Source organism: Streptomyces sp. NPDC045967, from assembly GCF_056430495.1.
Genome location: NZ_JBWKLE010000004.1, coordinates 297552 through 323892, shown reverse-complemented (window position 1 = coordinate 323892; position 26341 = coordinate 297552). Strand labels below are relative to the sequence as shown.

23 protein-coding genes are annotated in these 26341 nt (G+C 73.2%); 9 read left to right on the top strand and 14 right to left on the bottom strand.

Annotated elements, in window-relative coordinates:
• The first annotated feature begins 14 nt into the window (after positions 1-14).
• Positions 15-767, top strand: a complete 753-nt coding sequence (locus AC07FY_RS11490; protein ID WP_479003960.1) for a TrmH family RNA methyltransferase — start codon at positions 15-17, stop codon at positions 765-767.
• A gap of 16 nt (positions 768-783) precedes the next feature.
• Here AC07FY_RS11490 and paaN read toward each other — a convergent pair whose 3' ends face one another.
• Entirely contained in the window at positions 784-2466 is a 1683-nt protein-coding gene (paaN, locus tag AC07FY_RS11485) for a phenylacetic acid degradation protein PaaN (RefSeq protein WP_479003957.1), read from the bottom strand.
• Positions 2467-2590: 124 nt separating this feature from the next.
• Between paaN and AC07FY_RS11480 the strand changes: the two genes are divergently transcribed.
• Positions 2591-4111: a 3-hydroxyacyl-CoA dehydrogenase gene (locus tag AC07FY_RS11480; protein ID WP_479003954.1), complete on the top strand. Its 1521-nt coding sequence runs from the start codon at positions 2591-2593 to the stop codon at positions 4109-4111.
• Positions 4108-4695 carry a TetR/AcrR family transcriptional regulator gene (locus AC07FY_RS11475; RefSeq protein ID WP_362295340.1) on the top strand — a complete coding sequence of 196 codons (588 nt, stop codon included), beginning with the start codon at positions 4108-4110 and terminating at the stop codon, positions 4693-4695. Before AC07FY_RS11480 ends, AC07FY_RS11475 begins: the two co-directional genes overlap by 4 nt.
• Positions 4696-4767: 72 nt before the next feature.
• On the opposite strand, the gene AC07FY_RS11470 is transcribed toward AC07FY_RS11475, so the two are convergent.
• Positions 4768-5349, bottom strand: a complete 582-nt coding sequence (locus AC07FY_RS11470) for an Lrp/AsnC family transcriptional regulator (RefSeq protein WP_479003950.1) — start codon at positions 5347-5349, stop codon at positions 4768-4770.
• Between the two features lie 198 nt (positions 5350-5547).
• On the opposite strand from AC07FY_RS11470, the gene pdhA (AC07FY_RS11465) reads away from it, so the two are divergent.
• The 3 genes from pdhA (AC07FY_RS11465) to AC07FY_RS11455 are packed head-to-tail and all read left to right on the top strand — an operon-like array spanning position 5548 to position 8995.
• A complete protein-coding gene (gene pdhA, locus AC07FY_RS11465; RefSeq protein WP_479003947.1) occupies positions 5548-6684 on the top strand; it encodes a pyruvate dehydrogenase (acetyl-transferring) E1 component subunit alpha in 1137 nt (378 codons plus the stop codon).
• Positions 6681-7691 carry an alpha-ketoacid dehydrogenase subunit beta gene (locus tag AC07FY_RS11460; RefSeq protein ID WP_479003944.1) on the top strand — a complete coding sequence of 337 codons (1011 nt, stop codon included), beginning with the start codon at positions 6681-6683 and terminating at the stop codon, positions 7689-7691. The genes pdhA (AC07FY_RS11465) and AC07FY_RS11460 overlap by 4 nt, the downstream gene beginning before the upstream one ends.
• Complete coding sequence (locus AC07FY_RS11455; RefSeq protein WP_479003941.1) at positions 7691-8995, top strand: dihydrolipoamide acetyltransferase family protein; 1305 nt, start codon at positions 7691-7693, stop codon at positions 8993-8995. Before AC07FY_RS11460 ends, AC07FY_RS11455 begins: the two co-directional genes overlap by 1 nt.
• Positions 8996-9141: 146 nt before the next feature.
• On the opposite strand, the gene AC07FY_RS11450 is transcribed toward AC07FY_RS11455, so the two are convergent.
• The 10 genes from AC07FY_RS11450 to AC07FY_RS11405 all read right to left on the bottom strand — a co-directional run bounded on the left by AC07FY_RS11450 (position 9142) and on the right by AC07FY_RS11405 (position 21040).
• Positions 9142-10119, bottom strand: coding sequence for an NAD(P)H-quinone oxidoreductase (locus AC07FY_RS11450; protein ID WP_479003938.1), 978 nt, complete (start codon positions 10117-10119; stop codon positions 9142-9144).
• A gap of 19 nt (positions 10120-10138) precedes the next feature.
• Positions 10139-11239 carry a potassium channel family protein gene (locus AC07FY_RS11445; RefSeq protein WP_479003935.1) on the bottom strand — a complete coding sequence of 367 codons (1101 nt, stop codon included), beginning with the start codon at positions 11237-11239 and terminating at the stop codon, positions 10139-10141.
• The gene (locus AC07FY_RS11440; RefSeq protein ID WP_479003933.1) at positions 11227-12558 is read right to left on the bottom strand and encodes a molybdopterin molybdotransferase MoeA; all 1332 of its coding nucleotides are present in this window, start codon (positions 12556-12558) and stop codon (positions 11227-11229) included. Before AC07FY_RS11440 ends, AC07FY_RS11445 begins: the two co-directional genes overlap by 13 nt.
• Positions 12555-13448: an NTP transferase domain-containing protein gene (locus tag AC07FY_RS11435; protein ID WP_479003930.1), complete on the bottom strand. Its 894-nt coding sequence runs from the start codon at positions 13446-13448 to the stop codon at positions 12555-12557. The genes AC07FY_RS11440 and AC07FY_RS11435 overlap by 4 nt, the downstream gene beginning before the upstream one ends.
• Before the next feature lie 163 nt (positions 13449-13611).
• Positions 13612-14154: a bacterial proteasome activator family protein gene (locus AC07FY_RS11430; protein WP_479003927.1), complete on the bottom strand. Its 543-nt coding sequence runs from the start codon at positions 14152-14154 to the stop codon at positions 13612-13614.
• 141 nt (positions 14155-14295) lie between these two features.
• Complete coding sequence (locus AC07FY_RS11425; protein ID WP_479003924.1) at positions 14296-17139, bottom strand: FtsX-like permease family protein; 2844 nt, start codon at positions 17137-17139, stop codon at positions 14296-14298.
• On the bottom strand, positions 17136-17879 hold the full coding sequence (locus tag AC07FY_RS11420) for an ABC transporter ATP-binding protein (RefSeq protein WP_479003921.1): 744 nt from the start codon (positions 17877-17879) through the stop codon (positions 17136-17138). The genes AC07FY_RS11425 and AC07FY_RS11420 overlap by 4 nt, the downstream gene beginning before the upstream one ends.
• 21 nt (positions 17880-17900) lie before the next feature.
• Positions 17901-18557, bottom strand: coding sequence for a PadR family transcriptional regulator (locus AC07FY_RS11415; RefSeq protein ID WP_479003918.1), 657 nt, complete (start codon positions 18555-18557; stop codon positions 17901-17903).
• A gap of 99 nt (positions 18558-18656) precedes the next feature.
• Positions 18657-19250 carry a hypothetical protein gene (locus AC07FY_RS11410; RefSeq protein WP_479003915.1) on the bottom strand — a complete coding sequence of 198 codons (594 nt, stop codon included), beginning with the start codon at positions 19248-19250 and terminating at the stop codon, positions 18657-18659.
• 134 nt (positions 19251-19384) lie between these two features.
• Positions 19385-21040, bottom strand: coding sequence for a Stk1 family PASTA domain-containing Ser/Thr kinase (locus tag AC07FY_RS11405; RefSeq protein ID WP_479003912.1), 1656 nt, complete (start codon positions 21038-21040; stop codon positions 19385-19387).
• A 228-nt stretch (positions 21041-21268) separates the two neighbouring features.
• Here AC07FY_RS11405 and AC07FY_RS11400 point away from each other — a divergent pair, with 228 nt between their 5' ends.
• Positions 21269-22852 (top strand): protein kinase domain-containing protein, encoded by a 1584-nt coding sequence (locus AC07FY_RS11400; RefSeq protein WP_479003909.1) that lies wholly within the window; start codon positions 21269-21271, stop codon positions 22850-22852.
• Positions 22853-22874: 22 nt separating this feature from the next.
• On the opposite strand, the gene AC07FY_RS11395 is transcribed toward AC07FY_RS11400, so the two are convergent.
• Complete coding sequence (locus AC07FY_RS11395; protein ID WP_479003907.1) at positions 22875-23102, bottom strand: hypothetical protein; 228 nt, start codon at positions 23100-23102, stop codon at positions 22875-22877.
• 56 nt (positions 23103-23158) lie between these two features.
• Positions 23159-23821, bottom strand: coding sequence for a response regulator (locus tag AC07FY_RS11390; RefSeq protein ID WP_479003904.1), 663 nt, complete (start codon positions 23819-23821; stop codon positions 23159-23161).
• A 326-nt stretch (positions 23822-24147) separates the two neighbouring features.
• On the opposite strand from AC07FY_RS11390, the gene pdhA (AC07FY_RS11385) reads away from it, so the two are divergent.
• Positions 24148-25347 carry a pyruvate dehydrogenase (acetyl-transferring) E1 component subunit alpha gene (pdhA, locus tag AC07FY_RS11385; protein ID WP_479003901.1) on the top strand — a complete coding sequence of 400 codons (1200 nt, stop codon included), beginning with the start codon at positions 24148-24150 and terminating at the stop codon, positions 25345-25347.
• 5 nt (positions 25348-25352) lie between these two features.
• Positions 25353-26333 (top strand): alpha-ketoacid dehydrogenase subunit beta, encoded by a 981-nt coding sequence (locus AC07FY_RS11380; protein ID WP_479003898.1) that lies wholly within the window; start codon positions 25353-25355, stop codon positions 26331-26333.
• Positions 26334-26341: the final 8 nt, after the last annotated feature.

The window sequence follows — 26341 nt, the reverse complement described above, 5'->3', positions numbered from 1 at the left end:
CGTAGGGTCGGGGCATGAGCGAAGGGCAGAGTGCCGATGAGGTCGTGCGGCAGTGGCGGGAAGGCGCCGGGCAGGGGCTGGTCCTGCTGGACGGGTTCCACGCGCTGAAGCACGCGCTGCGGTTCGGGGCCGAGGTGCGGATGGTGCTCGCCGAGGACCCCGCCGCCGTACGGGCCCTGGCCGCGGAGCTCGCCCCGGACATCGAGGCCGACGTGGCCCGGCTGGCGCGGCCGGCCCGGCTGGCCGGGCTGATGCCCCGCGTGCACCCCACGGGGGTCGCGGCCCTGGCCGTGCGCCCCGACCGGGTGGCGGGCCTCGCGGCCCTGGAGCGCCTGCCGCGCCCCGCGCCCGTGGTCGTGCTCGATAATCCGCGCAACCTCGGCAACGTCGGGGCCGTCGTCCGCCTCGCCGCCGGCTTCGGCGCCACCGGCGTGGTCACCCGCGGCGACCTCGACCCCTGGCACCCGAACGTGGTCCGGGCCGGCGCCGGGCTGCACTACGCCACCACCGTCGAGCGGACCACGCTCGAAACGCTGCCGCCCGGCCCGCTCTACGCGCTCGACCCGGAGGGTGAGGACATCCGCGCCCTCACCCTCCCCGACGACGCCCTGCTGGCCTTCGGCTCGGAACGCCACGGCATCTCCCCCGAGCTTCGGGACCGTGCCGACCACCTCGTGTCCCTGCCGATGCGCCCCCAGGTCTCCAGCTACAACCTGGCGACCAGCGTCGCCATGGCTCTCTTCCACTGGGGCGGGCCCAGGGTTTAGGCCGTGTCCGAGGGGATCACGCCTGGCGGCGGACCTCCACCACGCGGAAGCGGTTGGAGACGAAGGCGCCGTCGCACAGCGCCGCGTTGGCCGCCGGATTCCCGCCCGAGCCGTGGAAGTCCGAGAACGCCGCGGTCTGGTTCACGTACACCCCGCCGGTCAGGTTCAGGGAGAGCTGCGCGGATTCCTCCAGGCAGACCTCCTCGATGGCCCGCTCGGTGTCGGGGGACGTCGTGTACGCCCCGACCGTCATCGCGCCCTTCTCCCGGACCGTGCGGCGCAGCAGTTCCAGCGCGTCCGCCGTGGAGTCCACGGCCACCGCGAAGGAGACCGGGCCGAAGCACTCCGAGAGGTAGGCCGCGTCCGCGTCGGGCTTGGCCGCGTCCAGCTTGACCATGACCGGGGTGCGGACCACCGCGTCCGGGAACTCCGGGTTGGCTACCTCGCGGGAGGCCAGCGCGACCTCGCCCAGGCCGGCCGCCGCCTCCAGCCGCGCCTTGACGTCCGGATTGACCAGGGCGCCGAGCAGGGCGTTGGCCCGTGCGTCGTCGCCGAGCAGACCGCCGACCGACGCCGCGAGATCGGCGACGACCTCGTCGTACGTCTTGCGCCCGGCGTCCGTCTCGATGCCGTCGCGGGGGATCAGAAGGTTCTGCGGGGTCGTGCACATCTGGCCGCTGTAGAGGGAGAGGGAGAACGCGAGGTTCGCCAGCATGCCCTTGTAGTTGTCGGTGGAGTCCACGACCACCGTGTTGACGCCGGCCTTCTCGGTGTAGACCTGCGCCTGGCGGGCGTTGGCCTCCAGCCAGTCACCGAACTCGGTGGAGCCGGTGTAGTCGATCAGCCTGATCTCGGGCCGCAGAGCGAGCGTCTTGGCGATGCCCTCGCCCGGCCGGTCCACCGCGAGGGCGACCAGGTTCGGGTCGAAACCGGCCTCGGTGAGGACCTCGCGGGCCACCCGGACCGTGAGCGCCAGCGGGAGGACGGCCCGGGGGTGCGGCTTGACCAGCACCGGGTTGCCGGTCGCCAGGGAGGCGAACAGGCCCGGATAGCCGTTCCAGGTGGGGAAGGTGTTGCAGCCGATCATCAGGGAGACGCCGCGCGGGACGGCCGTGAAGGTCTTGCCGAGGTCCAGCGGGTCGCGCTTGCCCTGCGGCTTCGACCAGTCGGCCCGCCCGGGGACGCGGGTCTGCTCCTCGTACGCGTAGGCCACCGCCTCCAGGCCGCGGTCCTGCGCGTGCGGGCCGCCGGCCTGGAACGCCATCATGAACGCCTGGCCGCTGGTGTGCATGACCGCGTGGGCGAACTCGTGCGTCCGGGCGCCGATGCGGGCCAGGATCTCGATGCAGACCAGCGCGCGCGCCTCGGGGCCCGCGTCGCGCCAGGCGGCCATGCCCGCCTTCATGGCGGGCAGCAGTACGTCCGGGTCCACGTGCGGGTACTCCACGCCGAGCTCCGGGCCGTACGGGGACACCTCGCCGCCGGTCCAGCCGTCGGTGCCGGGCTGGCCCAGGTCGAACCGGGTGCCGCGGACGGCTTCGAAGGCGGCGAGCCCGTCGGCCGGGGCGGTCTCGCCGTACGCCTTGGGGTGCTCGGGATGCGGGGACCAGTAGGCGCGGCTGCGGATAGCCGACAGGGCCTGGTCCAGGGTGGGCCGGTGCTTGGCGGACAGCTGGGGGACGGTGAGCTCGGCGGCCATCAGGGACCAACTCCTCGTTGAGCCGGGCGAAGGAGAGCAGACTGGAGTTAGAGTAACCGAACGATCGGTCGGGACAAGAGGGCCCGGCGGGCCTGTGGACAAGTCCGTGCGGGAGGATCAGGACATGACAGCAATCGAACGGTCCCGCACCGTGGCGGTCGTCGGCGCGGGCACCATGGGCCAGGGGATCGCCCAGGTCGCCCTTCTCGCAGGTCACCGCGTGATGATCTACGACATCGACGCCGCCCTCGCCGCCGACGGCGTCGGCATCGTGCAGGACCGCGTCGAGCGGATGGCCGCGAAGGGCCGCCTGGACCGCGCGGAGGCCGAGGACGCGATCGGCCGGATCACCGCGGCGGGCGCCCTCGCGGACCTCGCCGGGACCGCCCTGGTCATCGAGGCCGTGGTCGAGAACGTCACCGTCAAGCAGTCCCTCTTCGCCGCACTCGAAGAGGTGGTCCCGCCGGAGGCACTGCTGGCCACCAACACCTCCTCCCTCTCCGTCACCGAGCTCGCCGCCGGCCTCGCGCACCCCGGCCGCTTCCTCGGCCTGCACTTCTTCAACCCGGCCCCGCTGCTCCCGCTCGTCGAGGTCGTCAGCGGTTCCGCGACCGACCCGGCCGCCGCCGAGCGGGCGTACCGCACCGTCCTCGGCTGGGGGAAGACGCCGGTCCGCTGCGCCGACACCCCCGGCTTCATCGTCAACCGGATCGCCCGTCCCTTCTACGCCGAGGCCTTCGCGGTGTACGAGGAGCAGGGCGCCGACCCCGCCACCGTCGACGCCGTGCTGCGCGAGAGCGGCGGGTTCAAGATGGGCCCGTTCCAGCTGACCGACCTGATCGGCCAGGACGTCAACGAGGCAGTCACCCGCTCGGTGTGGGAGTCCTTCTTCCGCAGTCCCAAGTTCACCCCCTCCCTCGCGCAGCGCCGGCTGGTCCAGTCGGGCCGCCTCGGCCGCAAATCGGGGCACGGCTGGTTCCCGTACGGGCCGGACGCCACCCTGCCGGAGCCGCACACCGCCGCCCCCGAGGAGGCCCCGGCCGAGGTCACCGTGGTCGGCGACCTCGGGCCCGCGGCCGAGCTGGCCGGGCTGCTGGAGGAGGCCGGGATCGCGGTCACCGCCACCGAGCACGGGGGGCCGTACATCCAGCTGCCGGGCGAGGGCCAGCTGGTGCTCGCGGACGGCAAGACCTCCGTCGAGTTCGCCGACGTCGTCTACTTCGACCTCGCGCTCGACTACCGCGGAGCGACCCGGATCGCGCTCTCCGCCAGCGAGGACACGAGCGAGCGGACCCTCGCCGAGGCCGTCGGCCTGTTCCAGAAGCTGGGCAAGAAGGTCTCCGTCATCGGCGACGTCCCCGGCATGATCGTCGCCCGGACGGTCGCCATGCTGATCGACCTCACGGCCGACGCCGTCGCCCGCGGGGTGGCCACCGCCGAGGACATCGACACCGCGATGCGGCTCGGCGTCAACTACCCGCTCGGACCGACGCAGTGGCACGAGCGGCTGGGCCGCGACTGGGCCTATGACCTGCTGCACCACCTCGACGAGCGCTGTCCGGGCGGCCGGTACGCGCCGTCGCTGGCGCTGTTCCGGCTGGGCTACGCGGCGGGGGACGACGACGGGACGGGGGAGAGCGCGTGACGACGGCGAAGCGGGACACCTACACCCCCGAGACACTGCTCTCCGTCGCCGTCCAGGTCTTCAACGAGCGCGGCTACGACGGCACCTCGATGGAGCACCTCTCCAAGGCCGCGGGCATCTCGAAGTCCTCGATCTACCACCACGTGACGGGCAAGGAGGAGCTGCTGCGCCGGGCCGTGAGCCGCGCCCTCGACGGGCTCTTCGCCGTCCTGGAGGAGCCCGGCGCGGTCCGGGGGCGGGCGGTCGAACGCGTCGAGTACGTCACGCGCCGCACGGTGGAGGTGCTCGTCGGCGAACTGCCCTACGTGACCCTGCTGCTGCGCGTGCGGGGCAACACCAGGACCGAGCGCTGGGCCCTGGAGCGCCGCCGCGAGTTCGACCACCAGGTGGCGGACCTCCTCAAGGCGGCCGCCGCCGACGGGGACCTGCGGGCGGACGTGGACATCCGGCTCGCCACCCGCCTGCTGTTCGGCATGGTGAACTCCCTGGTCGAGTGGTACCGGCCGCATCCCGGCACCGGGCCGGACCAGCTCGCCGACGCGGTGGTCCACATGGCCTTGGACGGGCTGCGGACGGTCCGCTGACCCGCTGACCCGCAGACCGGGGCTCCCGCTCCCGAGCGACCCGTCCGGTCGGCGCGGGTTCATCCGTCCGGGCTAGTCCTCGGTGAGCGCGGGAAGGGCGGAGGGGGCCGCTTGCCGGTCCAGCAGATCCGTTTCCTCGAACACCAGCAGGGTCCGGGTGGAGAGCACCTCCGGGATGGACTGCAGGCGGGTGAGGACCAGCTCGCGCAAGGTGCGGTTGTCCGGGGTGTGCACCAGCAGCAGGACGTCGAAATCCCCGCTGACCAGGGCGATGTGTGCGGCCCCGGGCAGCTCGCGGAGCTTCTCGCGGACCGTCCGCCAGGAGTTCTGGACGATCTTCAGCGTGATGTAGGCGGAGGCGCCCTGGCCGGCCCGCTCGTGGTTGACGCGGGCCGTGAACCCCCGGATCACCCCGTCGTCGATCAGCCGGTTGATGCGGGCGTAGGCGTTGGCGCGGGAGACGTGGACCTGCTCGGCGACCGACCGTATGGACGCGCGGCCGTCCGCCTGGAGCAGCCGCACGATCGACCGGTCGATCGGGTCCAGGGGCCGGGGCGGGACGGCAGGTGCCGGTGCCGCCGGACCGACCTGCCCGGTGGCGCCCCCCGGCGGGACCGGGGCGGAGCCCGCCGCGGCCATTTGTTCATCCGGCATTGCCCGATGCCTCCCTCTCCTGGACGTCCTGCATCCATCCCAGGGCCCCGGCGCCAGTTTGTCCACAGCCTGGACCCGCCTGTAGCCAAATTGCGCGGGCAACCGAACAATCGGTAGGTGAGGCCCCTCACACTCCCCGGCCACCGCCGGGGTGCCCAGAGCGTTCCATCGACTTCCCACGAGGAGGTGTACGCCGCCATGACGGTCCAAGAGCTGCCCGGTGCCGGTGCGTCCCACCGACCCACCCCGCCGCCCGCCTGGAGGCCCCGTACGGACGCCGCTCCGCTGCTGCCGGACGCCGAGCCCTACCGGGTGCTCGGCACCCCGGCGGCGGACCGGCTCGACCCCGCGCTGATGCGGCGCTGCTACGCGGAGCTGGTGCGCGGCCGCCGCTACAACGCGCAGGCCACCGCGCTGACCAAGCAGGGGCGGCTCGCGGTCTACCCGTCGACCGTCGGGCAGGAGGCGAGCGAGATCGCGGCCGCGCTCGTCCTCGAGGAGCAGGACTGGCTCTTCCCCAGCTACCGCGACACCCTCGCGGCCGTGGCCCGCGGGCTGGACCCGGTCCAGGCACTGACCCTGCTGCGCGGTGACTGGCACACCGGCTACGACCCCCGCGAGCACCGGATAGCTCCCCTGAGCACCCCCCTCGCCACCCAGCTGCCGCACGCGGTGGGCCTGGCCCACGCGGCCCGGCTGCGCGGTGACGACGTCGTGGCCCTGGCCATGGTCGGCGACGGCGGCACCAGCGAGGGCGACTTCCACGAAGCCCTGAATTTCGCCGCCGTCTGGCAGGCGCCGGTGGTCTTCCTGGTGCAGAACAACGGCTTCGCGATCTCCGTCCCGCTCGCCAAGCAGACCGCCGCCCCGACGCTGGCCCACAAGGCCGTGGGCTACGGGATGCCGGGCCGGCTGGTCGACGGCAATGACGTGGCCGCCATGCACGAGGTCCTCACCGAGGCCGTCCGGCGGGCCCGCGCCGGGGGCGGCCCGACCCTGATCGAGGCCGTCACCTACCGGATGGAGGCCCACACGAACGCCGACGACGCCACCCGCTACCGGGGCGACGCCGAGGTCGAGGCATGGAAGGCGCACGATCCGGTCGAGCTGCTGGAGCGCGAGCTGACCTCGCGCGGCATCCTCGACGAGAGCGGCATCCAGGAGGCCCGCGACGCGGCCGAGGCGATGGCCGCCGCGCTGCGCGAGGGGATGAACGCCGACCCGGTGCTGGACCCGATGGACCTCTTCGCCCACGTCTACGCGGAGCAGACCGGCCTGCTGCGCGAACAGGCGGCCCTGCTGCGTGCCGAGCTGGACGCGGAGGGAGACGCATGACCACGGTGGCGGCGAAGCGGGGGGCCAAGCCCGCGACGATGGCGCAGGCCCTGACGCGCGCCATGCGCGACGCGATGGCCGAGGACCCGACGGTCCACGTCATGGGCGAGGACGTCGGAACGCTCGGCGGGGTCTTCCGGATCACCGACGGGCTCGCGAAGGAGTTCGGCGAGGACCGCTGCACGGACACGCCGCTCGCGGAGGCCGGGATCCTGGGCGCGGCGGTCGGCATGGCCATGTACGGGCTAAGGCCCGTCGTGGAGATGCAGTTCGACGCCTTCGCCTACCCGGCCTTCGAGCAGCTGCTCTCGCACGTGGCCAAGATGCGCAACCGCACGCGGGGCGCGATGCCGCTGCCGATCACCATCCGGGTGCCGTACGGCGGCGGGATCGGCGGGGTCGAGCACCACTGCGACTCCTCCGAGGCGTACTACGTGGCCACGCCCGGCCTGCACGTGGTGACCCCGGCCACGGTCGAGGACGCCTACGGGCTGCTGCGTGCCTCCATCGCCAGCGACGACCCGGTGGTCTTCCTGGAGCCCAAGCGGCTCTACTGGTCGAAGGCCGACTGGTCGCCGCAGGCTCCGGCGGCGGTGCCGGGGATCGGCAAGGCCCTGGTGCGCCGGGCGGGCACGAGCGCGACGCTGATCACGTACGGGCCCTCGCTGCCGGTCTGCCTGGAGGCGGCCGAGGCGGCCCGCGAGGAGGGCTGGGAGCTGGAGGTCGTCGACCTGCGCTCGCTGGTGCCCTTCGACGAGGACACGGTGGTGGCGTCCGTGCGCCGGACGGGGCGCGCGGTGGTCGTCCACGAGGCCGCCGGCTTCGGCGGACCGGGCGCGGAGATCGCCGCCCGGGTGACGGAGCGCTGCTTCCACCACCTGGAGGCGCCGGTGCTGCGCGTGACGGGCTTCGACATCCCCTACCCGCCGCCGATGCTGGAGAAGCACCACCTGCCCGGCGTGGACCGGATCCTCGACGCCGTCGCACGCCTGCAGTGGGAGAACTGATGCCGCAGGTCATGGAGTTCAAGCTGCCCGACCTCGGCGAGGGTCTGACCGAGGCCGAGATCGTGCGGTGGCTGGTCGCGGTGGGCGATGTCGTCACCGTCGACCAGCCGGTCGTCGAGGTCGAGACGGCCAAGGCGATGGTGGAGGTGCCCTGCCCGTACGGGGGTGTGGTCACCGCCCGCTTCGGCGAGGAGGGGCAGGAGCTGCCCGTCGGGGCGCCGCTGATCACCGTGGCGGTGGGTGCGCAGTCGCTGCCGCCCGCGCAGGCTCAGGCGCAGGCTCCCGCGGCGGAGGCCGACGGGTCCGGCGCCGTGCCCCGGCCGCTGATCGGCTACGGCACGGACCACTCGCGCCCGGCGCGTCGGCGACGGGTGCGACCCGTCACCGCCGAGGTCGCGGCGCCGGTCGTCCCCGCCGCGGCCGCCGGGCCCGTCGCGGTGATCTCGCCGCTGGTGCGGAAGCTGGCCAAGGACAACGGCGTGGACCTGCGGGCGCTGCGCGGGTCGGGCCCGGAGGGGCTGATCCTGCGGGCGGACGTCGAGGCGGCGCTGGCCGCGCCGCAGGCGCCGGAGCCGGCTCGGGCGGCTGCGGCGGCGCCGAGCGGTCCCGCTCCGCAGGGCGAGCGGATCCCCCTCAAGGGGGTTCGGGGCGCGGTCGCGGAGAAGCTGTCGCGCAGCCGGCGGGAGATCCCGGACGCGACCTGCTGGGTCGACGCGGACGCCACCGAGCTGATGGCGGCCCGGGCGGCGATGAACGCGGTGGGCGGGCCCAAGATCTCGGTGCTCGCGCTGCTGGCACGGATCTGCACGGCCGCGCTGGCCCGCTACCCGGAGCTCAACTCCACGGTGGACCTGGCGGCGGGCGAGATCGTCCGGCTCCCGGCCGTGCACCTGGGCTTCGCCGCGCAGACCGAGCGGGGCCTGATGGTCCCGGTGGTCCGGGACGCGCAGAGCCGCAACCCGGAGTCGCTGTCGGCGGAGTTCGCCCGGCTCACGGAGCTGGCGCGGGCCGGGAAGCTGGCCCCGGCGGACCTGACGGGCGGGACCTTCACCCTGAACAACTACGGGGTGTTCGGGGTCGACGGCTCCACGCCGATCATCAACCACCCGGAGGCGGCGATGCTCGGGGTGGGCCGGATCATGCCGAAGCCGTGGGTTCACCGGGGCGAGCTGGCGGTCCGCCAGGTCGTCCAGTTGTCGCTGACGTTCGACCACCGGGTCTGCGACGGCGGCACGGCGGGCGGCTTCCTGCGCTACGTCGCCGACTGCGTGGAATCCCCGGCGGTCCTGCTGCGCAGCCTGTAGCGGTGCGGCCGGGGCCCGGTGCGGGAAGCCGGGCCCCGGCGGCGCCCCACTGCGCGAAGCCGCTCCCCGTCCTCCTCCCCCCTCCGCCCGCAAGACCCGCCCCGGGCCCCGCGGTGTGGTGGTGGAGGGGGTCCAGGGGCGGGGTGTCAGGCGGTGAGGAGGAGTTTGCCCACGTGGCTGCCTGATTCCAGCACCCGGTGGGCCTCGGCGGCTTGCGCCATCGGGAAGGTGGCATGGACGACCGGGCGTACGCGGCCGGCCGCCACCAGCGGCCAGACGTGCTCCCGGACCGCCGCGATGATCGCGGCCTTCTCCTCCAGCGGGCGCGCCCGCAGCGACGTGGCGGTGATCGCCGCCCGCTTGGACAGCAGTGCGCCCAGGTTCAGTTCGGCCTTCACCCCGCCCTGCAGTCCGATGACCGCCAGCCGGCCGTTCACGGCGAGGGCGTCCACGTTCCGCGACAGGTACTTGGCGCCCATGATGTCGAGGATCACATCCGCCCCGGCCCCGCCCGTCGCCGCCCGCACCTCGGACACGAAGTCCTGCTCGCGGTAGTCGATCAGGATGTCGGCGCCCAGCTCCTCGCAGCGGGCCAGCTTCTGCGGCCCCCCGGCCGTCACCGCGACCCTCGCGCCGACCGCCTTCGCCAGCTGGACGGCCATCGTCCCGATGCCGCTGGCCCCGCCGTGCACCAGCAGGGTCTCGCCGGGCCGCAGGCCCGCCACCATGAACACGTTGGACCACACCGTCGCGACGACCTCCGGCAGCGCGGCCGCCGTCACCAGGTCCACACCCGTGGGGACGGGCAGCAGCTGCCCCGCCGGCACGGCCACCCGCTGCGCGTACCCGCCGCCGGCGAGCAGCGCGCACACCTCGTCGCCCACCGACCAGCCCGACACCCCCGGGCCCACCGCGGAGATCCGTCCGGAGCACTCCAGGCCGGGATGGCGCGAGGCGCCGGGCGGCGGATCGTAGAACCCCTGGCGCTGCAGGACGTCGGCCCGGTTCACGGCGCTCGCCGCGACCTCGACGAGGACCTCGCCCTCGCCCATCACCGGATCGGGTACGTCGGTCCACACGAGGGCCTCGGGACCCCCCGGCTGCTCGATCGTGATCGCATGCATGGCCCGGAGGCTACGCGATCTACTCGGCGGACGGCAGCGTCACCGGCGGCGCGCTCGGCGGCGCCGCGCGGACGATGGTGATGAGGCGGTCCGTCAGCTGGATCGGGCTGGCGTGCGGATCGTGGTAGGGCAGCAGCCGGTGCCCCCGCAGCACGCTCACCACCAGGTCGTCCGTCTCGCGCACCGATTTGCCGACCTCGGACCGGTTGGCGGGCCGTTCGATCATGTCGAGGCCGCTGCCCTGCTGGATCAGGTCCTCCATCACGGTACCCGCGCTGGGGCTGAGGACCGACAGGCCGAGCAGCCGGCCCGCCGCGCTCGCGCTCGTGATGACGGCGTCCGCACCCGACTGGCGCAGCAACGGGGCGTTCTCCTCCTCGCGCACCGCCGCGACGATCTTCGCGCCCCGGTTGAGCTGCCGTGCCGTCAGGGTGACCAGGACCGCCGTGTCGTCGCGCTGCGTCGCGATGATGATGCGCCGGGCCTTCTGCACCTCGGCCCGCAGCAGGACGTCGGAGCGGGTGGCGTCGCCGACGACCCCGGTGAAGCCCTCCGCGTTGGCCGTGTCGATCACCTTGGCGCTCGGGTCGACGATGACGACCTGGTCCGGGGACAGTCCGGTGGCCAGCAGGGTTTGCAGCGCCGAACGGCCCTTGGTGCCGAAGCCGACGACGACCGTGTGCTCGCGCAAGTTCTTCCTCCAGCGACTCAGCCGCCACTCTTCCCTGGTGCGCTCGGTGAGCACCTCCAGGGTGGTGCCGACCAGGATGATCAGGAACAGGACCCGCAGCGGGGTGATCAGCAGGACGTTGATCAGCCGTGCGCTGTCGCTGTGGGGGACGATGTCGCCGTAGCCGGTCGTCGACAGCGTGACCGTCGCGTAGTAGACGCAGTCGAGGAAATCGACCGATTCGTTGGCGTTGTCGTGGTAGCCCGAGCGGTCGAGGTAGACGATCAGGACCGTCAGGAACAGCACGAACAGGGCCATCAGCAGGCGTTTGGCGACCTGCTGCAGCGGCTTCTCGACGATCCGCCGGGGGAGCTTGATGCGCCGGGAGACGAGCTTCTCGTCGGCGCCCCGGGCCATGGCGTCGCGGGCGTGGAGTTTCACGTGAAACATCCTCCCGACGCCCAAGGCAGATCGAGGATTTCCAGTTCCTGGCCGGCCCGCGCCCCGTTCGGCGGTACGACGGCCAGCGCATCGGCGGCGGCCACGCCGCGCAGCATCGCGGGTCCGTTGTAGCGCAGCGGCCGCGCGTGCTCGCCGCTCAGCAGGACCGGAACCAGCCGGGTGTCGTGCGGGTGGCCGGGTACGTCGCCCTGCACCGTGGCCGTGTAGCGGGGGCGCGGCCGGCGGCCGGCGAGGGCGCGCAGCAGCGGTTCGGCCAGCGTCAGCAGCCCGGAGACGGCGGCGAGCGGGTTCCCGGGCAGCCCGACCAGGTGCCGCCCCTCGCCCGGGTCGCCGATCCTCGCCAGCAGCATCGGGTGGCCGGGGCGTACCGCCACGCCGTCGACCAGGAGGGCGGCTTCCGCCCGCCGCAGGACGGGGTGGACGTGGTCGACCGGCCCGGAGGCGGTGCCGCCGGTGGTGACGACGACATCGGCCGCCGAGGTGGTGACGGCCTCGAACAGGGCTTCGGCCCCGGCGGGGTCGTCGCCGAGCCGCCGGGTTCCGATCACCTCGGCGCCCAGGCGGGTGAGCCAGGGGCCGAGCATCGGGCTCAGCGCGTCGCGGATCAGCCCGTCCTGCGGGAGGCCCTCGGTGAGGAGCTCGTCGCCGAGCACCAGGATCTCGACGCGGGGCCGGGGCCGGGTGGTCAGCTCGTCGTACCCGGCGGCCGCGGCCAGGCCCAGCACGGCGGGGGTGACCAGGGATCCGGCGGGCAGCAGCAGGTCACCGGAGCGGCACTCCTGGCCGCGCGGACGGATGTCCTGGCCGGTGAGGACGGGCCGGTCGGCGAAGAGCTGGCTGCCGCTCTCGCGGCAGTGCTCGCTGCGCACGACGGCGGTGGTGTCGGCGGGGATCCGGGCGCCGGTGGCGATCCGTACGGCCTCGCCGTCCGCGAGCGGCGCGGGCAGCTCCGAGCCGGCGAGCACCCCCGCGCCGGGGCGGACGTTCCAGGGACCGGGGCCTGCGACGGCCCAGCCGTCCATGGCGGAGGTGTCGAAGGACGGCAGGTCGGTCAGGGCGTCCAGGGGTGCGGTCAGGACCTCGCCGAGGGCGTGCGCGAGCTTAACCCGGTGGGTCCGGGTGCGGGTGCCCCTGGCGCCGCCCGCGCGGGCGGCCGCCTCCCGGGCCCGCGACCAGGCGCAGGCGCGATGGCCGGCGCCGGCTGGGCCGCCGGCTGCGCGGTCGGCTTCGCCGCCGCCCTGCGGGGGGCGGCTGACCAGGGCCAGGGCCTCGTCGAGGGCCTGTTCGGCGGGGGTCGCGGGGGTCATCCGGAGCCGTTCTCTCGGGTGGCGTCGGGGGAGTCGACGGGCGTCGCCCCGGTGGCTTCCGCCTCGGCGGCCCAGCGCAGCGCCAGGGCGGCCGCCTTGCGGGAGGCGTCGGCGACGGCCCGGGCGGGGTCGGCCCCGGCGGCCTCGGCCCGCGCCGCCGCGTAGCCGACCAGGAAGGTGGTCAGCGGGGCGGCGGGCCGGTCGACGCCGTGGGCGGCGTCACGGGCGAGGTCGAGCAGGGCCTTGACGTCGACGGGGAGGTCGATGCCGAGCTCGGTCTTGACGGCGGTGATCCATTGGTCCAGCACGGTTCCATGCTCCCTGATCCTGGCGCGCGCGGCGGCGAGATCGTCCCAGGTGTCGCAGTCGAAGGAGGCGAACGGTGGCGCCGCGACACGGGTGAGGTCCAGTTCGGCGGTGAGCGCGCGCAGCGGGAGCCCGCCCAGCGTGCCGTGTTCGCAGGCGAGCAGGGCCAGCTCGCGGCGCAGCGGCTCGCCGCGGTAGGCGGCGATGAGCGGCTGGTCACGGCCGTCCGGGTCGCGCAGCAGGGCGCCCTCGCACCCGCCGGGCGCGGCCAGCAGGGCACGGACCGTCCCGCGGTCCAGGAAGGGCAGGTCGGCGGAGAGCACCAGGACCAGCTCGGCGGTGGTCTGCCGCAGTCCGGCGTCCAGCGCGGCCACCGGCCCCCCGCCGGGAGGATCCTCCCTGGTCCAGCGCACCGGCCGGGCCGTGGGCCGGCGGCCGCCGACCACGATGGTGGTGGCGGCGTCCGCACACGCGTCGAGGACGCGGTCGAGCAGGGGGCGCCCGCCGACGCTCAGGGCGGGCTTGTCCGCCCCGCCGAGGCGCTGCGCGCCGCCGCCGGCCAGGACGATGGCGTCGTAGCTCATGCCCCTGAGTATGCGTCGGCCCGGCCCCTGCCGGGGAGCCCCCTCCACCTGCGGTTCGCCCACGACCGGCGGTTGCGGTGCGGTTGCGGTGCGGTTCAAGTGCCGCAAACGCCCCGCGGGGCCGGTCCCCGGGAAGGCGGACCGGCCCCGCGGGGCGCTGGTACTAGAGGTAGGGGCCGGAGCGGACCGGTCCGTGGTGGCCGTCATCGTCGTCGTCGGCGGGGGAGGCGCCCGGCGGGAGGGCGCGGCGCATCTGCTCGAGCTGGGCCCGGGCCGCCATCTGCTGGGCGAACAGGGCCGTCTGGATGCCGTGGAAGAGCCCTTCCAGCCAGCCCACCAACTGCGCCTGCGCGATGCGCAGTTCCGCCTCGGAGGGGATGGCCTCCTCGGTGAACGGCAAGGACAGGCGCTCCAGTTCCTCCACGAGCTCCGGGGCCAGGCCGTCCTCCAGCTCCTTCACCGAGGCGGCATGGATGTCCTTGAGCCGGACCCGGCTCGCCTCGTCGAGAGGCGCGGCGCGTACCTCTTCCAGGAGTTGCTTGATCATGCTGCCGATGCGCATGACCTTGGCGGGCTGTTCGACCATCTCCGTCACCGGGACCTCGCGCGACTCGTCATCGGCGCCGCCGACCGCCATCCCGTCCTGTCCCACGATGAGGACGTTCGGGGGACTGTCCTGCGACCGTTCACTCCTCGGCATCTCCATGCCGTCATTGTCTCGCACACCTCCGTACTCCCACGGTGTGCCCCCGTACAGGCGTGATCCACCCTGTACGGAGGCACGGTGTTGCCGTGCGCGCGACGGGCTGTCCGGTGGTGTGACCGGCGTCCGGCGGTGTGCGACCGGTTATCCGGCGGCGCGCCGCGCCAGCGCCCCGCTCGAGCGGGTGACCAGGGCCGCCAGCAGCGCGGCGCCCAGCGGGACCGCGATCAGCAGCAGGCCGAGGGTCTGCCACGGCACGGCGATCGGTACGTAGACCTCCTTGCTCGCGGACCCCAGCGCGGCCGTGTACCCGTCCTCCAGGCGCTTGCGCATCTCGTGGGCCTCGGTGAGCCGGAGCCCGACCGCGGGCAGGATGCCCGCCGCCGAGCCCAGGACGACGCCCATCAGGGCGACCACCCCGCACTGAAAGCCGCTGAGGGTGCGCCGTACGCGCGGGGCGGCGCCGACCGCGGCCAGCGTCTTGAGGTCGGCCTCGGCGTCGGCCTGGGCCAGCCCGGTGGCGATGCCGGCGGCCCCGATGGTGACCAGGCCCGCGAAGACGGCCAGGGCGAGCATCATCACCGAGTTGTCGCCCTGGTAGCCCTGCTCGATCTTCAGTTCGGTGTCCACGCCCATCGTGTCGAAGAGCCCGTCCAGCGCCTGGCGCTGCTGGCTGGTCGGCAGGCCGTCCAGCGCGAAGTACGAGCCGAAGGGGGCGGTGGTCAGCCCCGCGGCCTTGGCCGCCGCCGGCGGCAGCAGGAGCTCGACGCCCCAGCCCTTGACGTCGTCGGGGGCCTGGTAGACGGCGAGCACCTTGTCCTCGCCCGGCTCCTCCTCGCCCTTGGCGCTGGCGGCGTCGGCCGCCGTGTTGTCGGTGATGATCCGCAGGGTGGCCTTGCCGTCCTTCACGTTCTGCTTCGAGAAGGAGACGGGTTTGCCCGCCTTCAGCGCGGCGACGGCCCCCGGATCGGTCACCGCCAGCGCGGTCAGGAGCTTCTCGTCGGCGACGACCACCGAGTTCACCGCGTCGTGTGCGGAGAACTGGCAGCGCCAGTCCTTGCGCAGCTCCTTGCGCTGCGCGTCGGTGAACTCCGTCGCCCGGTTCGCGGGGTCGTAGAGCGGGCAGCGCTGCTCCTTGGGCTGGACCAGCTCGGCGCGCCCGCAACCCGTTTCGGAGGAGTGCGCATCGCAGCCGGTCCGGCCGACGACGACGCGCTCCACGTCCGCCCGGACGGACAGCGAGAACTCCTTGGACAGGGCCTCGCGCACGGCAGGCACTTCCCGGTGGGCGCTGTTGTCGGAGAGGGTGATCAGACCGTGGTGGCCCGGCAGCTCGGCGACGTACTCGTGCCGGCTCTGCAGGTCCCGGCTGTTCTGGTAGGTGGCCACCGCCACCGTCCCGGCCACGGCGGCCAGGACGGCCGCGACGGCGGGCGCCGTACGGCCCCGGTTGCGCACGGAGTCGCGCAGCGCGAGCCGCGGCGACAGCGGCAGCCAGCGGCCCAGCCGGCCGAACAGGCCGACCAGGACCGGGGTGAGGGCGACGACGCCGAGCTCGGCGAGGGCGCTGCCGCCGGCGACGACCAGGCTGCCCATGTCGGACACGGCCCCGTACAGGGCGATGGTGGCGCCGGCCGCGACGGCGATCAGGCCGATGACGGGCAGCACCCGGTTGGCCCGGCGCACGCCGCGGCGCCCGGTGAGCGAGGCCAGCACGGTCTGCCGGGACGCGGTGACCGCGGGGGCGACGGCGGCCAGCAGCCCGGTCACCACCGCGAGCAGGGCGATGGCCAGCAGTTCGGCCGGCCGGACCTCGAACCCGCCCCAGCGCAGCCCCATGTACTCCTCCAGGAGCGGGCGTACGGCGAGGGTGAGGGCGATGCCGATGACCGTGCCGGTGACAGCGGCCGCGGCGCCGATGACCAGGCCGCCGGAGAGCACGATGGCCCGGATGTGCCGCCGGTCGCCTCCGTTGGCGCCGACCAGTCCGAGCTGGCGGCGCGAGCGCCGGGCGCCGACCGCGAAGGCGGGGCCGGCGAGCAGGCAGATCTCCAGCATGGCGAGGCCCACGACGGTGGCCAGGACGGCCATTTCGGCGGGGCCCGCACCGCCGTCCATGCCGTACGGGTCCTTGCCCTCCTGCGCGTACAGCGGCACCTCGGAGTCGGCGGGCGGGTTCAGGGCCGTGGTCCGGGAGATGACCAGCAGGCCCTTGGCGTTGGCCTCCTTGACCATGTTCCACGTGAAACCTTCGCCGCCCACCTCGACGAGGTACGCGGTGTCGGCCGCCACCCCGGGCACGTCGGCGGCGCGCAGGGCCTTGTCCACGGGCGTGAGCAGGGACTCCGGGAGCCCGATGACCTCGACCGTCCCCAGGGAGCTGGGCAGTTCGTAGGCGCCCACGATCCGGTAGGACAGGTCGGTGCCGCGCGGGGTGACGGTGGAGCCGACGAAGAAGCCGGACTGCTCGAGGAAGGCGGTGGTGGCGATGATCTCGCCCGCCCCGCGGGGCAGTCGGCCGCGGTCGAGGGTGAACCGGCCCCGCACGAGCGGATCGGCCGTGTCCAGCTCGCGCAGGTTGGTGGTGAGCAGCCCGTGGGTGGTGCGGATCTTGGCCTGGCCGGTGGAGTCCTTGACGACCTTCACCCCGGCCGGGAGGGCCTTCAGCGGGTCGGCCCGGTCGGCCTTGTCGCCGGGGACGTACCCGTCGTATCCGCCGACCGGCGCGTAGTGGTCGCCCCGCGGGTTCTGGTAGATCGGCGCGTTCATCGCCGAGGGCGCGATCTCCGCGTCCGCGGCGCCCAGCCGGCGTTCGAGTTCCTCGGCGGTGGAGAGTTCGGAGCTGCGCGCGGTGAGGTCCGCGGCGCTCACCCCGACGATCGGCAGGGCGATCATCGCGAGGACGAGCAGGCTGCGGCCCTTGGCGCGCCAGGCGTCGCGGCGGGCGATGCGGATGGCCGCGATCCAGGAGTGGTACCAGGAGATCACTGTGCGGCCTGCCCGGAGAGCAGGGAGTCGGCGTGGCTGCGCAGGGTCTCGTCGACCACGCTGCCGTCCCGCAGGAAGACGACGCGGTCGGCCCAGGCGGCGAACCGCGGTTCGTGCGTGACCAGGACCCCGGCCGCACCCGCGTCGCAGCGGGAGCGCAGCAGGGACAGCACGGACTCGCCGGTCTCGGAGTCGAGGGCGCCGGTCGGTTCGTCGGCGAGGACGAGGCGGCGGTCGCCGACCAGGGCGCGGGCGATGGCCACGCGCTGCTGCTGGCCGCCGGACATCTCGTCGGGGAAGCGGTCGGCGAGCTGCCCCAGACCCATCTCCTCCAGCGCGGCGAGGGCGGAGACCCGGGCCTTGCGGGCGGAGACGCCGTCCAGCTCGCGCGGCAGGGCCACGTTCTCGGCGGCGGTGAGGGCGGGTATGAGGTTGTAGTCCTGGAAGACGTAGCCGATGCTGCGGCGGCGCAGCGCGGCCAACTGCTTGCGGCTCGCCGTGGTGATGTCGGTGCCCTCGACGACCACGCGGCCGCTGGTCGGGGTGTCGAGGCCGCCCGCGAGGGTGAGCAGCGTGGACTTGCCGGAGCCGGACGGGCCCATGACGGCGACGAGTTCACCGGGATGGACCGAGAGGTTGATCCCCCGCAGGGCGTGCACCTCCGTGGCGCCGCTGCCGTGGGTGCGTACGAGCTGGTCCAACTGGAGTACGGGCTGCTGGTTCTGACGCTGGTCAGGCATGAGAGGTCTCCGGACGGTGGGTCAGCCCCGCCGCGTGCGGGCGGTGGGGGGCCGGTCGGTGGTGGTCGGGGCGGGAGCCTCGGCTCCCGCGGCGGCCTGGGGCGGCTGCGGCTCGGCGGCTCCCCCGTCGGCCGTCCGGGAGAGCCGGACGAGCCGCGCCTCGCAGTGGTCGAGCCAGCGGGCCTCGGCCTCGGTCTGGAAGATCAGCTGTTCCAGGACCAGGAGCCAGGCCACGTCGTCGCGCTCGTGGGAGCGTCCGCTCTCCACCGCGGCCAGCGCGGTGGCCTTGAGCCGGGTGTAGTCCTGCATCGCCTTGATCGTGGCGTGCCGCTGGGACTGGATGACGGCGCGGATGTCCACCCCGGGGGCGCCCACGGCCATGGCGAGCTTGATGGAGAGCTCGTCGCGCGGCGGGTTGGTCCGGTCGACGGGGCGTTCGTACCACTGGCGCAGTTCGGCGCGGCCGTCGTCGGTGATGGCGTAGAGGGTGTGCCCGGCGGAGTCCTCGCCGCCGGGGGCGACCAGGCCGTCGCGCTCCAGGCGGGCGAGGGTGGTGTACACCTGCCCGACGTTGAGGGGCCAGGTGGAGCCGGTCCGGGATTCGAACTCGGTGCGCAGCTGCGAGCCGTACCGAGGACCCCGTTCCAGCAGGGCGAGAAGCCCGTGACGGATCGACATACCGAGTATGTATACCGAGTATGTTCAGGCCCGGCAACCGTCTTCCGGCGTACGCCGCAAGGGGGACGGGGCGGGGTGGAGAGGGCGGGCCGGGTGTCCCTACAGACCCTTGCGCAGCCGCATGCCCAGGTAGCCCAGGCCCACGCCCATCAGGGCGAACCCGGTCCCGAGCGGCAGTATGTGGGCGGCCAGGTCGGCCGCGCGGTCGTTGGTCCCGGTGTCGAGGGCGCCGACCATCGAGGACGGTGACGGCTCGGCCCGCGGCGGCGGCTCGGGGAGCAGGGGGCGCCGGGGGTGCTCGCGGTGGCCGGGGTGCTCGGGGTGGGGGTGCTCGGGACGCACGGGGCGCACGGGGCGCACGGGGCGCACGGGGCGCTCCAGGCGCGGTCGTACGGGCAGCGGCCGGGAGGCCACGAGCATCTCCGGGTTGACGGGCGCGGTGACGGGCCTGCCGGGCCGCGGCCGCCCCGCACCGGCGGCGCTGCCGGCCAGTCCGTCGCGCGGGCTCTGCGGTGCGGCGTCGGGCGCGGCCGGGTGCGGGCCCCGGAATTGCGGCGCTGAAGCGGCGGCGCCGGGAGCCGGTGCGGGGGCCGGAGTCAGGGCCAGGGCGGGCGCGGGGGCGATCGTGGCGAGCGCGGCGGCGGCCAGCGCGGCGCAGGCCAGCCACTGCGGCGGACGGAAGCCTTGGATCACCGGGTGCCCCTCCCGTCCCGAGCCAGGATGTCTCGCTCAGGCTTACATAGTGGGGCAAAACCGGCATCCCGAACCCCTTGTCGGGGGCCCCGGAATGCCGGTGTGTCGTGGCGGCCGCCCGGCCGCGGCGGGGATCAGCCCGGGTTGCCGGTGGACACGGTCAACGTGTACTCCGTGCCCTCCTTGTCGATCTTGTCGTCGGGCTGCGGGCTCTGCTCCAGCACCATGTCCTTGCCGTACACGGCCTCGTCCTTCTCGATGATCTTGTACTTGCCGCCCGAGGCCTGGATGCACTCCTTCACGGAGAGCAGGTTCTTGTAGCGCAGGTCCGGCGCCTGGAACTTGCCCGGCTCGCTGTAGTGCTTCGTCGGCTCCTTGCACTTCTTCGGGTCGATCGTGCGCGAGGGGTCGGGGCCCTTGAACCCGGCCTTGGCGCTGCCGGTCGCCGCCGTCGAGGCCCCCGGGCCCGCCTGGTCGCCGCCCTTGTCCTTGTCGTTGCCGTTCATCGCGATCGCCGTGATCAGCCCGCCGACGGCCAGCAGGGCCACGGCGACCGCGCCCACGACCACCGGCATGTTCCGCTTGCCGCCACCCCCGGCCGGGCTCGGCGCGCCCGTCGGGGAGATCGTGTAGGGGGGCGGGGTGGGCGCCGCGTACTGGCCCTGCGGCGGGGGCGTGTGCGGGTAGGCGTAGCCGCCCTGCGCGTGCGACTGCGGGCCGGGCACCGGGGCGTACGGGGACGGTGCGGGCGTCTGGGGCGCCTGGTACGGGTGCTGCACGGACTGCGGCGGTGCCTGGAAGCCGGAGTCCACCGGCGGGAACACGGCCGAGGCCACGCCCGCGCCGCTGCCGCCCGTCGTGACGCCCTGGACGATGGCCGGGGCGCCGGTCTGCCCGGAGCCCAGGACGCGCGCCACCTCGTCGGCCATGGCCGCGGCCGTGGGGAAGCGCTCGTTCGGGTTCTTCTTCAGGGCCCGCGCCACCAGCGCGTCCATGGCCGGGGTCACCGACCGGTTGATGGAGGACGGGGCGACCGGCTCCTCCTGCACGTGGGCGTAGGCGATGGCCAGCGGCGAGTCCGCGTCGAACGGGATCCGCCCGGTCAGCAGCTGGAACAGCATGATGCCGACGGAGTACAGGTCGGAGCGGGCGTCGACGCCGCGCCCCAGCGCCTGCTCGGGCGACAGGTACTGCGGGGTGCCGACGACCATGCCGGTCTGCGTCATCGAGGTGACCCCCGACTGCATGGCCCGGGCGATGCCGAAGTCCATCACCTTGACCAGGCCGCGCTTGGTCATCATCACGTTGCCGGGCTTGATGTCGCGGTGCACCAGCCCCATCTCGTGGCTGGTCTCCAGCGCGGCCAGCACGTCGGCCGTCACCTTCAGCGCCTTGTCGGCCGGCATCGCACCGTACTGGCGGATGTCCGCCTCGAGCACCGAGCCGAGCGGCCGGCCCTCGACGTACTCCATCACGATGTACGGCATGACGGTTCCGTCGCCCCCGCCGGGGAACGTCACCTCGCCCTCGCCCGTATCGAAGACCGAGACGATGTTCGTGTGCGACAGTTTGGCAACAGCCTGGGCTTCACGGCGGAATCGCTCGCGGAAGGACTGCTCGCGGCCGAGGTCGCTGTGCAGCGTCTTGATGGCGACCTGCCGGTCGAGCGCCGAGTCGTACGCCAGGTACACGGAGGCCATGCCGCCCGCACCCAGCAAGTCCCTTAGCTGGTAACGGCCACCGGCCAGAGAGCCGCCCGCGTACTGGCCCTGAGTGCCGTCCTGGCTCATGACTGTTGCTTCCCCTCGGGATGTGTCCCCACGCCACTGGCTATGCGCATGTCGCGCCCAGTCTGCCGGAGGGCAAGCACACGTCAAGCCAGGTGCCCGTTCCGTGACCACACGGTCGCACCCGACCTTGTCCGAACGGTGACCGGTTGCGAGGCTGTAGCGTTCATCGGAGCACCAGGGCTAAGGACACCGCTGAGCGGCGGCCGAGAGAGACGACGGCGAGGACTGATGGCACCCGAACCCGAGGGAAACGGCGCCGGGATGGCCGACGGTCCTGAGCACTGGGGCGCAGGCGGCCTGGTGGGAGACGGCCGTTACCGGCTGACCCACCGGCTCGGACGCGGCGGCATGGCCGAGGTGTTCGCGGCCGAGGACGTGCGGCTGGGACGCACGGTGGCGGTCAAGCTGCTCCGTGCCGACCTCGCCGAAGACCCGGTCTCCAAGGCCCGCTTCACGCGCGAGGCGCAGTCCGTCGCCGGGCTGAACCACCACGCGGTCGTGGCCGTGTACGACTCGGGCGAGGACCGGGTCGGCCCGACCACCGTCCCGTACATCGTGATGGAGCTCGTCGAGGGCCGCACCATCCGCGAGCTGCTGCTCAGCGCCGAGGCGCCGGGCCCCGAGCAGGCGCTCATCATCACCTCGGGCGTGCTCGAGGCGCTCGCGTACTCGCACCAGCACGGAATCGTGCACCGCGACATCAAACCGGCGAACGTCATCATCACGGACACCGGTGCGGTGAAGGTGATGGACTTCGGCATCGCCCGCGCGCTGCACGGCGTCCAGTCGACGATGACCCAGACCGGCATGGTCATGGGCACCCCGCAGTACCTGTCGCCCGAGCAGGCCCTCGGCAAGGCCGTGGACCACCGCTCCGACCTGTACGCGACCGGCTGTCTGCTCTACGAACTTCTGGCGCTGCGGCCCCCGTTCACCGGGGAGACCCCGCTGTCGGTGGTCTACCAGCACGTGCAGGACGCGCCCGTGCCGCCCTCGCAGCTGCCGGAGGGGCGCCACCTTCCGCAGGAGCTCGACGGCCTGGTCATGCGGTCGCTGGCCAAGGACCCGGACGACCGCTTCCAGAGCGCGGAGGAGATGCGCGGGCTGGTCCAGTACGCGCTGCAGATGCTGCACGACCAGGGGCCGAACACCGGCACCTGGAACACCGGACCGGTCACCATGGCGCTGCCGCACGGGCCGGGCGGGGCGGCGGCCACCACGGCCATGCCCGTGGGCGGCAACGGCGGGCAGCAGGGCTACTCCGCGCACTCCTCGACCTCCCAGTTCCAGCAGGCGATGGTGCCGCCGCTGAACCCCGACGACGGCTCGGCCTTCCCGGGCGGCGGCGGCAACGGGCAGGGCGGCCGCGGCGGCGGGTACGACGGCTACGAGGACCGCGGCGGCAGCCGATGGAAGATGTGGCTGTTCGCGGTGCTCGCGATCATCGCGGTGGCCGGCGGTGTGGCGTACGCCGTCAAGAGCGTGGGCGACAACGGCCGCGACAAGACGCCGACGGCGCCCGTCACGAGCTCCTCCGGCCAGCCGAGCCCGCAGAACACGCCGCAGAACACGCCGCCGCAGCAGACCGCGGAGAACACCCCCTCGTACACCACCGAGCCCACGTACACCCAGACCCGCCGTCCGACGCAGACCTACAGCCAGCCGCCCTCGGCGTCGGCGAGCCCCTCGGCGTCCGCGTCGGCGAGCCCCTCGGCGTCCAAGAGCTCCTCCGCCTCGCCGTCGAAGTCCTCGTCGCCCACGCCGTCCAAGCCGGTGGAGACGGGCGGCGGCGGCCCGGTCTCCGAGGAGTGAGCCCGGCCGCCGGCCGCGCGCGTCAGAGCGCGTGCCGGTATTCCCCGGCCGGATTCCCGGCCAGGGCGTGCACGGTGACGAACTGCGGTTCGATCCGCAGGTAGACCGGGTCGAAGGCCGCTCCGTCCGCGACATGCGGCCCGGGCCCGAAAAGCTCCGCTTCGCGGGTGGTCGGCTCGACGGTCCGCGCGGTTCCGGTGAACTGGACGGACCACAGCCGCGGCTCACCCGAAGGGAAGTTGGCGCGCATGCTCGTGGCCCGACGGCCGGGGACGTTGGTCCCGAACGGGACCCGTCCGCCGTAGGTCAGCCGCGCTTCTCGGCCTGCAGGCGGGCCACGTAGGCGGCGGCCTGCGAGCGGCGCTCCATGCCCAGTTTGGAGAGCAGGCTCGACACGTAGTTCTTGATCGTCTTCTCGGCCAGGTGCAGCCGCTCGCCGATGACGCGGTTGGTCAGGCCCTCGCCGATCAGGTCGAGGATCTTGCGCTCCTGCTCGGTGAGGTTCGACAGGCGGTCGTCCCCCTTGCCGTTCTTGCCGTCGCGCAGCCGCTCCAGCACCCGTGCGGTGGCCACCGGGTCCAGCAGCGACTTGCCCGCCGCCACGTCCCGTACGGCGCTCAGCAGCTCATTGCCGCGGATCGCCTTCAGGACGTAACCCGAGGCCCCGGCCATGATCGCGTCGAACAGCGCCTCGTCGTCGGCGAACGAGGTCAGCATGAGGCATTTGATGTCCTCGTTGCCCGAGCGCACCTCGCGGCACACCTCCACCCCGCTGCCGTCCGGGAGGCGGACGTCGAGGACGGCGACGTCGGGGCGGGTGGCAGGGATGCGGACGAGGGCGTCGGCGGCGGTGCCGGCTTCACCGACGATCTCGATGTCCTCTTCGACCGACAAGAGCTCATGGACACCCCGGCGTACCACTTCGTGGTCGTCCAGGAGGAATACCTTGATTTTTCCGTCTTCGCGCACGAAGTCAGTTTCACACACTCACCTCTTCCCTGCCGGAGTTACCCGGGATAACGTGCCGTTGTTCCCGGCCCCTGCAAGGCTGTGACCAGTGATTGTTCCCGCGTCGCCGGATTTACTTGGAAATCCAAGCAAAATCCCAGGTCAAACGGGGTTTCGCAGATATGCGGCGCACTGGGTAACGTGCATTGCGCAGGGCACTCGCCGGGGCACCTGTCACGCCTGGATTCCCGTACACAGCGCGCACCCACCCCGTGCGCGGGTACAGGTTCAGGTGAGCCGCACTGGACCCCGGAGAACCCGGGTGCCGGACCGACGGAGGAGCACACGTGACCGTGGAGAGCACTGCCGCGCGCAAGCCGCGACGCAGCAGCGGCAGCAAGCGGGCGGCAGGTGCGGCCGGTGCCGCCAAGCCCGCCGCTGCCACCGCGCAGACGCAGAACGCCGTACCTCAGCTCGTACAGCTGCTGACCCCCGAAGGGGACCGGGTCGACAACGCGGAGAACGCCGAGTTCGCCCCCTTCGTCGCCGACATCACCGCCGAGGACCTGCGCGGGCTCTACCGCGACATGGTCATGACGCGCCGCTTCGACGGGGAGGCGACCGCCCTGCAGCGCCAGGGCGAGCTGGGCCTGTGGGCCTCGCTCCTCGGCCAGGAGGCCGCCCAGATCGGCTCCGGCCGTGCCCTGAACGACGAGGACTACGTCTTCCCGACCTACCGCGAGCACGGAGTGGCCTGGTGCCGCGGGGTCGACCCGACCAACCTGCTCGGCATGTTCCGCGGTGTGAACCACGGCGGCTGGGACCCCAACACCAACAACTTCCACCTCTACACGATCGTCATCGGCTCGCAGACGCTCCACGCGACCGGTTACGCGATGGGTGTGGCCAAGGACGGCGCGGACTCCGCGGTCATCGCCTACTTCGGCGACGGCGCGTCCAGCCAGGGCGACGTGATGGAGGCGTTCAACTTCTCCGCCGTCTACAACTCGCCCGTGGTGTTCTTCTGCCAGAACAACCAGTGGGCGATCTCCGAGCCCACCGAGCGCCAGATGCGCGTGCCGCTCTACCAGCGGGCCCAGGGCTTCGGCTTCCCCGGCGTCCGCGTCGACGGCAACGACGTCCTCGCCTGCCTCGCGGTCACCCGCTGGGCGCTGGACCGGGCCCGCCGGGGAGAGGGCCCGACCCTGGTCGAGGCGTTCACCTACCGGATGGGCGCGCACACCACCTCCGACGACCCGACGAAGTACCGCCGGGACGAGGAGACCGCGGCCTGGGAGGCCAAGGACCCGATCCTGCGCCTGAAGGCCCACCTGCTGGCCTCCGGCGGCGCCGACGAGGCCTTCTTCGAGGGCCTCGAGGCGGAGAGCGAGGCGCTGGGCAAGCGCGTGCGCGAGGTCGTGCGCGCAATGCCCGACCCCGACACCATGGCGATCTTCGAGAACGTCTACGCGGACGGGCACGCGCTCGTCGACGAGGAGCGCGCGCAGTTCGCCGCCTACCTCGCGTCCTTCGAGGGTGGGGAGTGACCACCATGCCTACCGAGAAGATGTCGATCGCGAAGGCGCTCAACGAGTCGCTGCGCAAGGCCCTGGACACGGACCCGAAGGTCCTGATCATGGGCGAGGACGTCGGCAAGCTGGGCGGTGTCTTCCGGATCACCGACGGCCTGCAGAAGGACTTCGGCGAGGAGCGGGTCATCGACACCCCGCTCGCCGAGTCGGGCATCGTCGGCACGGCGATCGGCCTCGCGCTGCGCGGCTACCGCCCGGTCGTGGAGATCCAGTTCGACGGGTTCGTCTTCCCCGCGTACGACCAGATCGTCACGCAGCTCGCGAAGATGCACGCGCGCGCCCTGGGCAAGATCAAGATGCCGGTGGTCGTGCGCATCCCGTACGCGGGCGGCATCGGCGCGGTGGAGCACCACAGCGAGTCCCCCGAGGCGCTCTTCGCGCACGTGCCGGGCCTGAAGGTGGTCTCCCCGTCGAACGCGAGCGATGCCTACTGGATGCTCCAGCAGGCGATCCTCAGCGACGACCCGGTGATCTTCTTCGAGCCGAAGCGCCGCTACTGGGACAAGGGCGAGGTCGACACCGAGGCCATCCCCGGCGAGCTGCACAAGGCGCGCGTGGCCCGCGAGGGCTCCGACCTCACCCTGGCGGCCTACGGCCCGATGGTGAAGGTCTGCCTGGAGGCGGCGGCCGCGGCCGCCGAGGAGGGCAAGTCGGTGGAGGTCGTCGACCTGCGGTCGATGTCCCCGGTCGACTTCGACGGGATCCAGGCGTCGGTGGAGAAGACCCGCCGGCTGGTCGTCGTCCACGAGGCGCCGGTGTTCCTGGGCATGGGCTCGGAGATCGCCGCCCGCATCACCGAGCGGTGCTTCTACCACCTGGAGGCGCCGGTCCTGCGCGTGGGAGGCTTCCACGCCCCCTATCCGCCGGCCCGCCTGGAGGACGAGTACCTGCCGGGCCTGGACAGGGTGCTCGACGCCGTCGACCGCTCGCTGGCGTTCTGAGGAGCCAC